This is a genomic window from Prevotella sp. khp7 (genome assembly GCF_900109055.1).
In the GTDB taxonomy this organism is placed as follows: Bacteria; Bacteroidota; Bacteroidia; order Bacteroidales; family Bacteroidaceae; genus Prevotella.
This window is the reverse complement of sequence record NZ_FOIV01000003.1, coordinates 289,813-302,657: the sequence shown is the minus strand read 5'-3', so window position 1 is coordinate 302,657 and position 12,845 is coordinate 289,813. Positions and strand designations below refer to the sequence as shown.

The window sequence follows — 12,845 nt, the reverse complement described above, 5'->3', positions numbered from 1 at the left end:
TAATGTTTGAAGTTATTTTATTAGAAAGTCATCTGTTCGGGTTGGTGAATACATCTCCCAAAGTGAGGCTATTGTCCAACCTGGTGCAAAGAGGTTGTTATAGAACCCCTTGCCGTTCATACCATAATCCCATGTGGTGTGCTGCACCACCTCTGGATAGAAACCGGGGACGGCGATACCACAAAGGCGCTCGGGTGTAGGCATCAACTGTGAGAGTGAGTTAAATATCACGTCGTGCATCTGCAGGAAACGCTGGTTACCCTTCTGCTGTCCAAGCCAATTCACGATGTGTGGCAACTCGAATACAAACACATCAATATGGTTGTTCTCTACCGATACGTTACTCCAGCCACGGGTTTTCAAACCTAAGTCGCCTAACATCTGACCCTGTGCAAAGGGCACATCCCACATGTAATACCACGACAGGGCAAAGTAAGCAGCCTTTTCGCACAGATCGATATAGCGCTGACGCTCCTTGCCTTTGGTTACAGCTGCCAGGTAATAGGTAGCAGTAACGGCAGCAATGGCGGCCTCTTTATCCTCGCAGTTTGCATCGAGGGTTGATGAGAAGTAATCGCTCTTTGAGATGATATTCTGCTCTAGATAGTCAACGGTGCGGCGGGCAGCCTCCAGATACTGTTTCTTACCGAAGTAGCGATAACCCATCACCAAGGCTGAGGTAGATGATGGTGTGCTACCACCAGTACCATCCACATCGGTTCCATCGTCGTGATACTTACGGGCAAAGCTGCCATCGGCCTTCTGCAGTTTCAGAAAACCATCCAGGATACCTTTGATACGAGCCTCCCACTGAGGATGGCGACGACCATGCGCTTTCTCGTACTTAAGATACAACAGAATGGCATAAACGCCCTCTGACTGCTGACGGATAGAATGAACCACCTTATCATCGGTTGGGAAACCGCGGGTAAAGTTCACGTTATCATAGAAGTAACCTGCACTAGTAAGACCATGTTGCAGATAACTCTCAAGAATCTCATTACCCATGGTTACGAGATCCTGCTCGCCATGAAGTTCGCCATATTCGATGGCATTGAAAGCATTGAGCAGCACACGACCACAGAAACCAACCTGTGCCTCGGGGAAAGGCTTGCAATCGCTGGTAAGCAGGGTGTGTCCCGAGTTGTACTTCAAGGGATAGTTGCTCACATACGACTGGCGGAAATAGTTGGTCAGACCCTTCTTCATCTCCTCAGGCGTAAAGAGTGGCTTCAGGGGCTGTGGCTTCAGGTTGTCGAAGCAACGCTGCCACATCAGCGTAACGTGCTCGCCAAAGCTCTTAGCTTCGGTCTGACTGATGCGCCACTGGATAGTCTTGGTCTCGCCTTTTTCGATTTTGGCGAAAGCAAATACAGGGGCAGCGAGAGTAAGCTTACGGATGTAGCGTTTAGGCGTCTCAATATAAGGATAGCCGAAAGTAAGTTTGGCCTCAGCCTGTTCACAATCCAAACCTAAATAACCTAACGAAGTTTCACCACTCAGGATAATCTCGCCAGCCTGATGGGTGGTCATACACTCCTGCGGACGGTCAAGCGTACGCATCACTGCTACCGACTTTCCGTTAGCCTCATCATACACACTGGTCATGGGCGACGACAGACGATCCTCACGGAAATTCCAGCTCTTCGAAGTGTGGAAAGCAGGTGCCTCCTTAGGCGAACGCAGGTTGCGATGATACCAGAAACCTGGCAGATAGAACTCACTATCAGCCGACTTGATGCCTGTAGCAAGCTGAGCACCGAAGTTGTAATACGTTGTGGCATCGGCCTTGATGGTTACCGTGTAAAGCTGGTCGGCCCCATCGGTTGAGAGCTGTGCGCTGATGTGCAGAGGCAGCGCCTCGCTCTTAGCGGCTTTCAACTGGTTACCATCGGCATACAGGCTGATAACCTTTGCCTCATTGCCTGGCTGTTTGATACTGATCTGCGTCTGGATATTAATAGCAGATGCACTCATAGTCAAAGCAGCCAAGGCTGTTGTTATGAATTTTCTTTTGTACATATGAATAGGGTTGATTTATAAATTCTTACTTCTTATACAGATAATAGAAACTACCTGCTTTAACGGTAAATGTACCTGCGTCTTGAATCATTTCAACCAAGGCAGTCTTCCTCGGGCTCACCTCGGTCAGACTATTATGGGTATGAAACACATAATTCCAATGACCTTGTGCATCCTTGAACATATCGCCATGACCTGTCCCATAACGGCCAATATTTGCTCGATTAATAACAGGATAGTCTGATTTTATCCATGGTCCGTAAGGCGACGATGCGGTAGCAATGCCTACGGCATAGTCGATATTACGGAAATCATTGGCCGAGTAGAACATATAATAAGTATCACCTATATGAAGAACAGTCGGGCCCTCTGTCACCCCCCATGTGACATGTTGTGTGTTTTCCCATTCTTCAGTAGCACTGATACACTCTGTAGCAGTCTCTTCCCTGACATTCATCAAATCATCAGTCATCTCTGCAACAAAGATACGATTTCCATTTTGTAGCCGTACATGATAGAGGTATGCCTTACCATCAGAGTCTATAAACACATATGGATCGATAGCCTTGCATGGCATTTCAATCATTTTTTTCACGTTCTGGGAAAATGGTCCCTGCGGTGAAGAAGCCATTGCAACGGCAATCTGTTCATTAGCAGTATAGAACATATAATAGGTATCATTACGCTTCATCACTTGAGGGGCCCAAAAGCCCATAGTACCAAACGATGTTTCACCAGTAAGGCAGAATCCACCATTCCGACCAACAGGTCCCTCCCAAGTTTTCAAGTCATTCGAATGATAGACAAGAAAACCTTTGTCTGATTGACTTCCAGTACCATACAAATAATAGGTGCTATCGGTATCCATGAAAATAGTCGGGTCGGCCTCTGTTAAGATATTCTGTTCTTGAGATGGCGGTTCGACTTCTACTGGCAATAGGTTATTGCATGTTTCATTCGTACTGCATGATGGCAAAACTGAAATAGCGGCCATCATGGCTGTCAATTCTAACTTTCTTCTCTGATACATTTAATTATATTGGCTTTAGCGTTTTTTCTGCTGCAAAAGTAGTAAAAAAGCAAATTGGCAGCGGGTAATTTTGTTTTTGAAATCTGTATTATTGTTCAAAATACAGAAATCATGAACAAAAATCAAGATTCTCTCGAAATTATTCATTATATTTGCACTCAGAAAACAAATCTGAAAGCAAATGAGACATCTAACGGTTATCTTAACATGGCTCATAATAAGTATGGCAATACAAGCTGCCGATTTCAAGTTCCAACACCTTAATACCTCTTATGGACTACCCAACCAGCAAGTAGAGGCTATCGTGCAGGATCAGGATGGTTATATATGGATAGGTACGCGTAACGGATTGGCAAAATTTGACGGATATAATGTTGAGACTTATTATCATGTGGAGGGGCAATACAACTCGCTCGTCCACAATTTTGTGCATGGACTCTTTGTTGATTCGAAACACCGACTATGGGTTAGTACCGAAAATGGCGTGAGCAGATACAGACCTGAGACAGATGATTTCCATAGTTATTACAACGTAAGAGGATACTGCACCAGTTTTGTAGAGACAAACGACGGTCGCGTCATGACTGGATATGGTCAACTATTTGCGTACGATGAACATGTCGACTCGTTTCTGGTGATTCCTTCGCTTAATGCCGGAACAATTGCTTCGCTGTCAAAGGATAAGACTGGAAACATCTATGTATCGGCCAGCCAGATGATATTCTCACTGGATGCCAGCCTTACCAGAATACAACCACTTGATGTTACTATCAATGGCGGACTGCCTGTAAGTCATACTGCCATACTGCCGTTGTTAGTTGATTCCAAACAGCGGCTATGGATAGGATGTAACGATGGTAGCGTTATTTGCAAAGATTTGAAAGCTCATACTCAGCAGCATTATGCTTCCAACAAACTCACAGGCGGCATTGTCAGAGTGATTGTCGAGGATAAACAGCACCGTATATGGTTTGGAACTGAGAATGGTATTTTGACGATGAATCCTGATGGCAGTACCATCCTCACACAGAAAGGCTATGATAGCGACGGGCTCTCTGACAATGCGGTATACAGCATCCTTTCCGACAGGCAGAATAACATCTGGATTGGCTCTTATTTCGGCGGCGTCGACTACCTGTTGAGTCAGAAACCCCAGTTCAAGCAATTCCAACCAAGCGCTGCAAAGGGTGAACTGAAAGCACGCATACCGCGAATGATTACCGAGTCATCACCTGGTGTGTTTTGGATTGCAACAGAAGATCAGGGTATAAACATCTACAATTCTATATCTGGTCAGTTCACGTCGTTTAATGACATTCCCAGTCTTGATAAGAACACACATAGCATCTATTATGACAGAACTGCAAATGAGGTTTGGATCGGAACCAGATTCAAAGGACTCTTCAAGTACAATCTACTGACTCATAAGACCGCACAATACTTCTGCACCAAAGGTTTAACCTCTGAGGGAATCTTCTATCTCACCCGCGACAAAAACGGACGATTATGGGTGGCTACCATGGAAGGACTGAGATATTATGACGATAAGACAGACACCTTCCGCACATTGGGACACGACATTCTTGACGGTACCTTTATATACTCCCTGTTTGTCGACCGACACAACCAACTATGGGCATGCACTGTGGCCGACGGACTCTTCTGTATCAGCAACGATAAGATAACGAACTATACCCGACAAAGCGGCTGCGGACTGAATGACAATTATATCATTACAGCTCTTGAGGACTCTAGAGGACGCTTATGGATTGGAACAAATAATCATGGACTATTCTGGCTCGACAGTAAAAGCGGTAAGGTTCACCAGGCTGGAACGTGGATGCCACTGCAGGCAACGATATGTAGCATCGTTGAAGACAAGTCAGGTTGCCTTTGGATAGGAACCGATCGTGGACTCTTTTGCCACCGTCTTTCTGATGAGCACACACGACGCTTCTCGGCTGGCACCGAATTACCTGTTAATCAGTTCAATTTCACTTCTTCATACCTGGCATCTGACGGACATATTATCATGGGAACATTTGATGGCCTCATTTCATTTCACCCCATGAAGATGCACACTGAAGCAAGAAATCTGCAGGTACACTTCAGGAAACTCATTGTAAACAACCAACAGGTAATGCCCCTCAGCCAAGTCATCGACTCTCCCCTGAGCACTCAGATTGACTATGCTGACCATATCACACTCACCTATGAAGAATCACACTCTTTCCATATTGAATACGGAGTCATCAGGCCCGAGAGTGTACAGGGCGTACAATATCAGATTCGTGTAGACGGCATTGACAACACATGGCGCAATGTAGGCTCAGAGCGCAGTTTCTTCGGATATCTGCTCAGCCCTGGTACCTATGTCCTGCATGTTAGGGCAAACACAAGCGACAGCGATTGGGATATGTGTCCGGAGCGCACTTTGAAAATTATCATCAAGGCTCCCTTTTACCGCTCAACCCTCGCCTACATCATCTATCTGCTATGTCTCGCTGGCCTGGTTGTTGGAGGACTTCTTTTCTACAACATGCGCATGAAGGAACAGGCCAAGATACGCTACGCAACGATGGAGAAGACAAAGGTAGAGGAAATCGACAAAGCGAAATCAAGTTTCTTTACAATGGTTTCACATGAGTTAAAGACACCTCTCGCGCTCATCATGGCTCCACTAAAAAGCATCCGTTCCAACCAACTGGATAAAGAAGTGAGTGAATCGCTCAACATGGCTATACGCAACTGTTCAAAGATGGAACACCTGATAAACCAGCTTGTAACGTTCAATAAAATCGAGTCTGACAATTTTCCTTTCTATGTTCAGCAAGGCAATCCTGTGGAGTTTGTTGCAATGATGGCCGATAATTTCAATGAGGCTATCGCATCAAAGGGACAGAACCTGATAACCAACTGTATGGACAATGGCGAGGAGGGGTGGTTCTCTCCCTCATATATTGAGCATATTCTCAATAATCTCATGTCAAACGCCATGAAGTTTACGGGGCATGGAGGAACCATCACTATTAATGCCGAGATAATCCAATTGCCAGAATCTTCGGACCTTTACCTTAAGATGCAAGTTTCTGATACAGGCATTGGCATCATCAAGGAAGAGCAGGAGAATATCTTCAGTCGTTATTATCAGACCAAACGCGGTTACAACACGAATAGCAGCGGATGGGGCATAGGTCTGGCACTCGTACGCCGTTTGGCTGAGATACATAAGGGATCCGTGTCTGTTGAGAGTGAATTAGGCAGAGGGAGCACATTCACCATATTACTTAACATCTCAGGCAATGCATTCTCTGAAAAAGCCAAAATCTCGTCCGACAACGAGTTGGTGTCTGTCAAGAATTACCTCAGCAATTTGGATATGAATACAGAAGCTATCTCCGACAACGCCATATCAAAGGCCAAGGTTGCCGTAGAAGCTACAAGACACAAGCACACCTTGCTTGTCGTAGAAGATAATGACGACATGCTTAAATTCCTCGAACAGCTATTTACCACCCAATACAATGTAGTGACAGCATCTGACGGACAGCAGGCTTGGGACATTGCCATCAGTCGCCATGATATTGATTTGGTTGTGTCAGATGTTATGATGCCCAACATGACAGGAGCGGAACTCTGTAACATGATGAAAAGCAACATGGGTACATCCCACATCCCTATCATTCTACTTACCGCAAAAAGCGATCCCGAGGATATCAAGGATGGTTACCGCAACGGTGCCGATATCTATATTTCCAAGCCTTTCGATCCTGAAGCACTATGCCTGCAAATCGAGAATCTGCTACGCCTTATACAGAATCGTCAGAAGAGAATCTTCGATGGAGGTGAGGAAGCAGTGAAGGACAATGAGAGCCTGACACAGATTGACAAAGACTTTATACAGCATCTAATAGAACTCGTAGATGAAAACATCGGCAATGCAAACTTCTCGGTAACAGACATCACCATACAGTTAGGCATGAGCAGAAGTCTTCTGCACACAAAGATGAAAAGCCTGATGAACATCTCGGCAGGAGACTACATTCGCCACAAGCGTATCCAAAAAGCCTGCCAGATGATTGCTGAGGGACACAATGTGTCAGAAACGGCTTACAGTTGTGGATTCTCTGACCCCAACTACTTCTCAAAAGTATTCAAAAAAATGGTTGGCACTGCACCCTCCGATTATCTAAAAGGATAAAAATAATTTTTACAACAATTAAAGACATTTAATTATGAAGAAAGTGCTATTTGTTATCGGCTCATTGCGAAAACAGAGTTTTAATCGCCAAGTAAGTGAGTACGTAAAAGTTCTTCTCAGAGACAAGGCTGAAGTCACAGAACTGGATTATACCAGTCTACCATTTATCAATCAAGACATTGAGTTTCCAACGTCTGATATTCTGGCACGTATACGTCAAGAGGTGCTTGCCACTGATATTCTCTGGGTATTCTCACCAGAATATAATTTCAGCTATCCTGCAGTAATAAAGAACCTCTTCGACTGGTTATCACGTCCCATGACGACAGAGCGTGACAGTGCCATAGCCATCCGTGGGAAGAAGGTCGCGCTTACAGGCATTGGCGGTCGTAACCAGACAAAAAACTGTCGAGAAAAACTTACTAGTCTGCTTGAATTTATAGGCGCAGAAGTCATGCCGAATCAAGTAGGATTGATGGTTAATGCCGAGGCTTGGGCAAATAATATAGTTATTCTCACTGACGAACAGAAGACTCTGTTGAAACAACAAGTAGAAGACATACTTGGATAGTCTTAACGACTCTGCCTGACTATCAGAAGCCACTGACAATCTTCTGATATGCCAGTCGTTCGTCACCTGACAACAGATGAATGATGCCACAATAGACGAAGCCGTGCTTCTGTATGTTGTGCTGCATAATCTTGTTGTCACGATGGGTGTCTATGCGGATATTCGTATCATGCATGAAACAGAAGTCCATAATACTACTGAACACTCCATGAACATCAGGATAACTGGCTATACGATGAACGACATGGTATGGCAGCGATTCTTCGAACCAATTTCCTTCATAAATCTTATTATAAGTAGGTTCTGGAGAGGGAAGGAAAGCGAAATAGCCAACCACCACATCATCGTCTTCAATAACAAAAGCACCATTCTTCTCCATATCATTCATAATGACAGTCTCCGACGGATAGCCATCTCCCCACTGGTGCATATTACCAGATTGTCGCATAATCTTCTTTGCAGCTTCCATGACTTTCAATATCTCAGTCATGTCACCCGCTCTTGCCTCTCTGATAACCATATTTACATATTTGTCATATGATATCCCATCCGCTTCAACTGCATGGCAGCTCCCATCAGATAAAGCTGATGCAAACAAGCCACATAAGCATAGAAGGCATCTTTTGTGCCTGGTTCCAAACGTTGACGCATCAGAGCATTATAGACGCGTGAGGCACACTCACCCACCATCTTTTCCAAGACTGTGTAGTCATTGCCTTGAAGCAGTAAGACATCTTCACGGATATATTCATCCATACTGTCATATCCCCGCTTGTCGCGCATATAGGTATAGAGATCGTCAATTTTTGAGTAGATTTCCCATTCCGTGTCCCACATTTTGGCTAGAGCCATACCAATATACATCATCCAACCAAGCGAGGCTGAGGGATAGTCCTGAAACTCACGGATACCGTCAGGAATATAGGCCTTAGCAATCTCTTCCCATTTCTCTTCCACATCGGGACACTCTGGCAGACGTTCATCCACCTCATTCATACTCAACAGAAACTGATGCAGGTCTTTACGCAATTCTTGCTCTAGCAAGCATTTTCCATCGCTGCCGAGCGGTTCTTTAAAAATCTCCATATTCGTTATAGCATCTTCTCAAGTATCTCTACAGCCCTGGTAATATCCTCCTGAAAACATTTGTGATCACGGAGGAAGCAAACCTTGCCACCACTGATGGCATCATACAGTTCCCGACTCATGTCATCTGCATAGCTAGCAATAGCCATCTCTATGTCATCTCTCTGCCAATCAAGCGTTGAATGAACATAGATTCGCTGTTTCTGATGCAGGAAACTATAAGCGGTCTCGATACTATCCTTTGTTATCATTTTAAGAATCTGACTGGCAAAGGTACTCATTTTCGCTCAACTATTCATAATTTTGCTTTCATAATTAACAAAAGTTGAGCCTTTAACAATGGCAATAAGATAACGCTCCATGCTACAAACGACTTCTCGCCAGAAGAAACAAGGGCATAGTGTTTCTTAAAAAATGAATTGCTATATTAATTCGTGTAAATTAACGCGATTCGCAGCAGAAAAAGTTGTAACTTTGCAGCCATGAAAGTTAAGATACAGACAATGTTTGGCGACATTATTGTTCGCCTGTATGACGAGACTCCCATCCATCGTGACAATTTTATAAAATTGGCAAAGGAGGGATATTATGATGGTACGTTGTTCCATCGAGTAATCAAAGACTTCATGATTCAGGGCGGTGATCCAGACTCTAAAGGGGCTCCTGCTGGGAAAATGCTGGGCGTGGGTGGTCCAGACTACACACTGGAAGCTGAGATAAAACCTGACCTGCTACATAAGCGCGGGGCTCTGGCCGCTGCACGACAGGGTGACGAGGTGAACCCCGAACGTCGTAGCAGTGGCTCACAATTTTATATTGTATGGGGACAGGTTTATAATGAGGGTCAGCTCCGCCAATTCTCCAAACAACTAAGAATGCAGAAAATACAAGATGCCTTTAACGCCCTTGCCTCTGAGCATCGTACTGAGATTATGCAAATGCGTCGCGAAAGGAATCGTGTAGGACTCCAGGAGCTTCAAGACAGACTAGCTGTAGAGGCTGAGAACAAGGTGGGCAAGGAAGGACTGACAGACAAACAGCTGAAACAATATTCGACCATTGGCGGAACGCCCCATCTAGACGGTCAATATACCGTCTTTGGAGAAGTCGAAGAAGGTCTTGAGATTGTAGAGATGATACAAGCCACAGCCACGGGACGCACTGACAGGCCAGTAGATGACATAGAAATGAAAATGACCGTTATTGAATAATAACAGCAAAGTTATTCATGGTCTGAACACATATCTCCCTACTCGTTTCTTATAATCAAGATATTCCTGCCCGAAGTCCTTCTCCAACCGCTGTTCTTCACTACGAACTTGAAGCGTTAGCAAAATAACCTCTGCCAAAACAATAAGCAGCGGCAACAGCGACCAAAGCCAGACGAGAACCCCCACATCATAGATATAGATACCTACAAGCATTGGATTACGACACAGACGATACGGTCCGTCCGTCATCAGATTCTTCGTTCGCGGAGCCACCTCATGACCATAGGCATCGAAAGGATTACCTTTACCGACAACACGCATATAGACTATGCTATAAATGCTCAGAGCCAGTCCGCAGACGACAAGTAACACGGAAACAACACACAATAATGCGGAATCAGGAACATATGGCCATGCTCGTCCAGACACTAACCACATCAAAGCAGGAATGCCGATTACAAAGACAAGCAATCCCAGCAGGTAGCCAAATAAATGTGACTTGTTCATCATTAATTCTTTATAATCTCAGTATTTCACTTGCAAAGATACTTATTATTCCTATTATTTTCGTATTTTTGCAGCGAGAATTAGGATAGTTTATGATTATGGCAAAGCGAGAATACATACAGGCCAACAAGGATTGGTTGGAGATGAAAGCTAAGGAAGAAGGTGTGGAAGCACTTCCAAAAGGAATTTACTACAAAGTTCTGAGAGAGGGCAATCAAAATAGCGCAAAGCCAACAGCTCGAAGCATTATAACAGCCCATTATACAGGCAGGACTATCGACGGTAAGCAGTTTGACAGCAGTCGTGGCGGAGTGCCTTTAGCATGTCGTCTCTGCGACCTCATTGAGGGGTGGATCATCGCCATCCAACAAATGCACATCGGAGATAAATGGGAGCTCTACATCCCAGCCGAAATGGGCTATGGTAAATTCTCCCAGCCTGGCATTCCCGCAGGCTCAACACTTATTTTTGAAATAGAGCTAATAGCTATCGCATGAAAGATTTACTTTTAGTTTGCATCGGAAGTTTCTGTGGCGGTTTCACCACGTTCTCAACGTTCATGAACGAGAATTTCCTTTTAGAACGCGATGGTGCTATTATCTCTGCGATTCTATATACATTGGCAAGTTTTGCTCTCGGTCTCATAGCCGTCATACTGGGATATCAAATTGTGAAGCTATGACCCTTCAAGAACTTATCTTATCCGTAGATTCAGAACAATACAGCAGTTCACCGCTCTTTAAGATTCTACAGCAGACTAAACCTGAGTATGGCACTAACAGACGTATTAAGGTTAGGTCTGTAAATGGTGATATTACCATTACGAATACTCACATTGGCTCATTGGGCGACATTCTAACTTACCCCATCGATGTGGATCAAGATTTAAATATATCAAAGGTACAACTCTTGGATTCCATTCTCCTCGAGCTTTCATCTAGAGGCTTCAACGACGTAGAGGCATCTGAATTCTGGGACGACATGACAAACCTTCAAAAAGCGAAGATAATCAGATAATATTCCCAAAACAGGAATAACGACAGGCGGGCACTTCTGGCCTGATACAGTTACCCTATCCTTTTTCCAAATATCTCGCAGACTAAGAATTTCTCATTACCATCGCTGATTCTTACGTTTTCCCAATGAAAACTGTCTTCTGTTATGTCAGAGAAAATCCAGAAGGCATTCTCCTCAGACAGCACTTTACCAACGAGTTTGTCACCCTGCTTGGTGAAGCATAGTCTTTTCATCGAATGATCGCAAGTATAAACAACGTCATAACACCGATCAACCTTGTTGAACATTCTAAACGAAGAGCCGTATTCTCCATCGGGCTGCGGCTCGTTTTCTTTGGTGGCACGCGACGGGAAAATAAATATATCCTGTACGCCTGTGCCCTCTAGGATTCTGCGGAAAAACCACTCTCCCTTGACGTGTCGTTTAAATCCCTTCTCGGGTTCGTCATAATAATCACAGGCCCAGTCTCCTATTAGCGGTGCAAACCAATCGTATTCAGCTGGTATTCTATCAGTCTTCTCGCTCAGTAATGCCTCAATGAAATTATCCATAATAATATAACATTAAGAATGCCTTATTTCAACTTTTGACCATCTGAAAAGGCCTTACCAACGGTCTTACCAAGCTGAATATATGTGTGATGTATCGGATTGAAGGTTATCAGATTCATCTTCTCCACATCGGGTTTTCCATCCTCAGCCAAGAACCTCTCGTCACAGAGGATATTCACGATTTCAGCAACGAGATAATAGCCTGTCTCGCTTTCATCGATCTTCTGTTTTACGCGACATTCAAGCGTCATCGGGAACTCCTTGAATACGGGAGCATTCACGTTGGGAGCCTTTTCTGCTATCCAGCCAGTTTTCTCCATCTTATTTGGAGTTTTTCTACCACTGACAATACCCACATAGTCAGAAGCAACTATCGTCTCAGCAGTAGCAAAGGCAACTGTGAACTCTGGATTAACAGCCAGATTATCGGTTGTCTGGTGAGAGCCAAGCGAGATAATGATTTCGTGCATATCCCACTGACCGCCCCAGGCAGCATTCATGGCGTTGGGCCTACCATCCTTGTCATAAGTACCGATAATCAGCACAGGTTGTGGCAACAGCCACGCAGTAGATTTGAAACTCTTCATAATCCTATTTGTATTTTGTCACGGGCAAAGATACAAATTATTCCTCAATTATTCATATTTTC

At 44.4% G+C, this 12,845-nt stretch carries 13 protein-coding genes; 5 read left to right on the top strand and 8 right to left on the bottom strand.

Annotated features, from left to right (window positions below; translation table 11 throughout):
• Positions 1-12 precede the first annotated feature (12 nt).
• Both BMX82_RS08130 and BMX82_RS08125 read right to left on the bottom strand, forming a co-directional pair.
• Positions 13-2,022: a hypothetical protein gene (locus tag BMX82_RS08130; protein ID WP_091767738.1), complete on the bottom strand. Its 2,010-nt coding sequence runs from the start codon at positions 2,020-2,022 to the stop codon at positions 13-15.
• A 25-nt stretch (positions 2,023-2,047) separates the two neighbouring features.
• Positions 2,048-3,052: a glycoside hydrolase family 43 protein gene (locus tag BMX82_RS08125; RefSeq protein WP_091767735.1), complete on the bottom strand. Its 1,005-nt coding sequence runs from the start codon at positions 3,050-3,052 to the stop codon at positions 2,048-2,050.
• 223 nt (positions 3,053-3,275) lie between these two features.
• Here BMX82_RS08125 and BMX82_RS08120 point away from each other — a divergent pair, with 223 nt between their 5' ends.
• Positions 3,276-7,253, top strand: coding sequence for a two-component regulator propeller domain-containing protein (locus BMX82_RS08120; RefSeq protein ID WP_177172054.1), 3,978 nt, complete (start codon positions 3,276-3,278; stop codon positions 7,251-7,253).
• 34 nt (positions 7,254-7,287) lie between these two features.
• Positions 7,288-7,824, top strand: a complete 537-nt coding sequence (locus BMX82_RS08115) for an NADPH-dependent FMN reductase (protein ID WP_177172053.1) — start codon at positions 7,288-7,290, stop codon at positions 7,822-7,824.
• Between the two features lie 22 nt (positions 7,825-7,846).
• On the opposite strand, the gene BMX82_RS08110 is transcribed toward BMX82_RS08115, so the two are convergent.
• Genes BMX82_RS08110 through BMX82_RS08100 form a run of 3 tightly spaced genes read right to left on the bottom strand, consistent with a single transcriptional unit; the run spans position 7,847 to position 9,161 of the window.
• Entirely contained in the window at positions 7,847-8,344 is a 498-nt protein-coding gene (locus BMX82_RS08110; RefSeq protein WP_091767727.1) for a GNAT family acetyltransferase, read from the bottom strand.
• Between the two features lie 2 nt (positions 8,345-8,346).
• A complete protein-coding gene (locus tag BMX82_RS08105) occupies positions 8,347-8,910 on the bottom strand; it encodes a hypothetical protein (RefSeq protein ID WP_091767724.1) in 564 nt (187 codons plus the stop codon).
• Positions 8,911-8,915: 5 nt separating this feature from the next.
• A complete protein-coding gene (locus BMX82_RS08100) occupies positions 8,916-9,161 on the bottom strand; it encodes a hypothetical protein (RefSeq protein WP_036910381.1) in 246 nt (81 codons plus the stop codon).
• A gap of 231 nt (positions 9,162-9,392) precedes the next feature.
• Between BMX82_RS08100 and BMX82_RS08095 the strand changes: the two genes are divergently transcribed.
• A complete protein-coding gene (locus BMX82_RS08095; protein ID WP_091767721.1) occupies positions 9,393-10,121 on the top strand; it encodes a peptidylprolyl isomerase in 729 nt (242 codons plus the stop codon).
• Between the two features lie 15 nt (positions 10,122-10,136).
• Here BMX82_RS08095 and BMX82_RS08090 read toward each other — a convergent pair whose 3' ends face one another.
• Positions 10,137-10,631: a methyltransferase family protein gene (locus BMX82_RS08090; protein ID WP_091767718.1), complete on the bottom strand. Its 495-nt coding sequence runs from the start codon at positions 10,629-10,631 to the stop codon at positions 10,137-10,139.
• A gap of 95 nt (positions 10,632-10,726) precedes the next feature.
• Between BMX82_RS08090 and BMX82_RS08085 the strand changes: the two genes are divergently transcribed.
• Together BMX82_RS08085 and BMX82_RS08080 are read left to right on the top strand one after the other, a co-directional pair.
• Positions 10,727-11,125, top strand: a complete 399-nt coding sequence (locus BMX82_RS08085) for an FKBP-type peptidyl-prolyl cis-trans isomerase (protein WP_036910466.1) — start codon at positions 10,727-10,729, stop codon at positions 11,123-11,125.
• The gene (locus BMX82_RS08080; protein ID WP_091767716.1) at positions 11,122-11,310 is read left to right on the top strand and encodes a fluoride efflux transporter FluC; all 189 of its coding nucleotides are present in this window, start codon (positions 11,122-11,124) and stop codon (positions 11,308-11,310) included. Before BMX82_RS08085 ends, BMX82_RS08080 begins: the two co-directional genes overlap by 4 nt.
• A 385-nt stretch (positions 11,311-11,695) precedes the next feature.
• Here BMX82_RS08080 and BMX82_RS08070 read toward each other — a convergent pair whose 3' ends face one another.
• Both BMX82_RS08070 and BMX82_RS08065 read right to left on the bottom strand, forming a co-directional pair.
• The gene (locus BMX82_RS08070) at positions 11,696-12,196 is read right to left on the bottom strand and encodes a hypothetical protein (protein WP_036910371.1); all 501 of its coding nucleotides are present in this window, start codon (positions 12,194-12,196) and stop codon (positions 11,696-11,698) included.
• Between the two features lie 23 nt (positions 12,197-12,219).
• A complete protein-coding gene (locus BMX82_RS08065; RefSeq protein ID WP_091767710.1) occupies positions 12,220-12,783 on the bottom strand; it encodes a flavin reductase family protein in 564 nt (187 codons plus the stop codon).
• Positions 12,784-12,845: the final 62 nt, after the last annotated feature.

Coding starts and splice junctions, on each gene's coding strand:
- BMX82_RS08120 (WP_177172054.1), top strand. CDS start 3,276: ATGGCAATACAAGCTGCCGATTTCAAGTTCCAACACCTTAATACCTCT.
- BMX82_RS08105 (WP_091767724.1), bottom strand. CDS start 8,910: ATGGAGATTTTTAAAGAACCGCTCGGCAGCGATGGAAAATGCTTGCTA.
- BMX82_RS08130 (WP_091767738.1), bottom strand. CDS start 2,022: ATGTACAAAAGAAAATTCATAACAACAGCCTTGGCTGCTTTGACTATG.
- BMX82_RS08095 (WP_091767721.1), top strand. CDS start 9,393: ATGAAAGTTAAGATACAGACAATGTTTGGCGACATTATTGTTCGCCTG.
- BMX82_RS08100 (WP_036910381.1), bottom strand. CDS start 9,161: ATGATAACAAAGGATAGTATCGAGACCGCTTATAGTTTCCTGCATCAG.
- BMX82_RS08065 (WP_091767710.1), bottom strand. CDS start 12,783: ATGAAGAGTTTCAAATCTACTGCGTGGCTGTTGCCACAACCTGTGCTG.
- BMX82_RS08070 (WP_036910371.1), bottom strand. CDS start 12,196: ATGGATAATTTCATTGAGGCATTACTGAGCGAGAAGACTGATAGAATA.
- BMX82_RS08110 (WP_091767727.1), bottom strand. CDS start 8,344: ATGGTTATCAGAGAGGCAAGAGCGGGTGACATGACTGAGATATTGAAA.
- BMX82_RS08115 (WP_177172053.1), top strand. CDS start 7,288: ATGAAGAAAGTGCTATTTGTTATCGGCTCATTGCGAAAACAGAGTTTT.
- BMX82_RS08090 (WP_091767718.1), bottom strand. CDS start 10,631: ATGATGAACAAGTCACATTTATTTGGCTACCTGCTGGGATTGCTTGTC.
- BMX82_RS08125 (WP_091767735.1), bottom strand. CDS start 3,052: ATGTATCAGAGAAGAAAGTTAGAATTGACAGCCATGATGGCCGCTATT.
- BMX82_RS08085 (WP_036910466.1), top strand. CDS start 10,727: ATGGCAAAGCGAGAATACATACAGGCCAACAAGGATTGGTTGGAGATG.
- BMX82_RS08080 (WP_091767716.1), top strand. CDS start 11,122: ATGAAAGATTTACTTTTAGTTTGCATCGGAAGTTTCTGTGGCGGTTTC.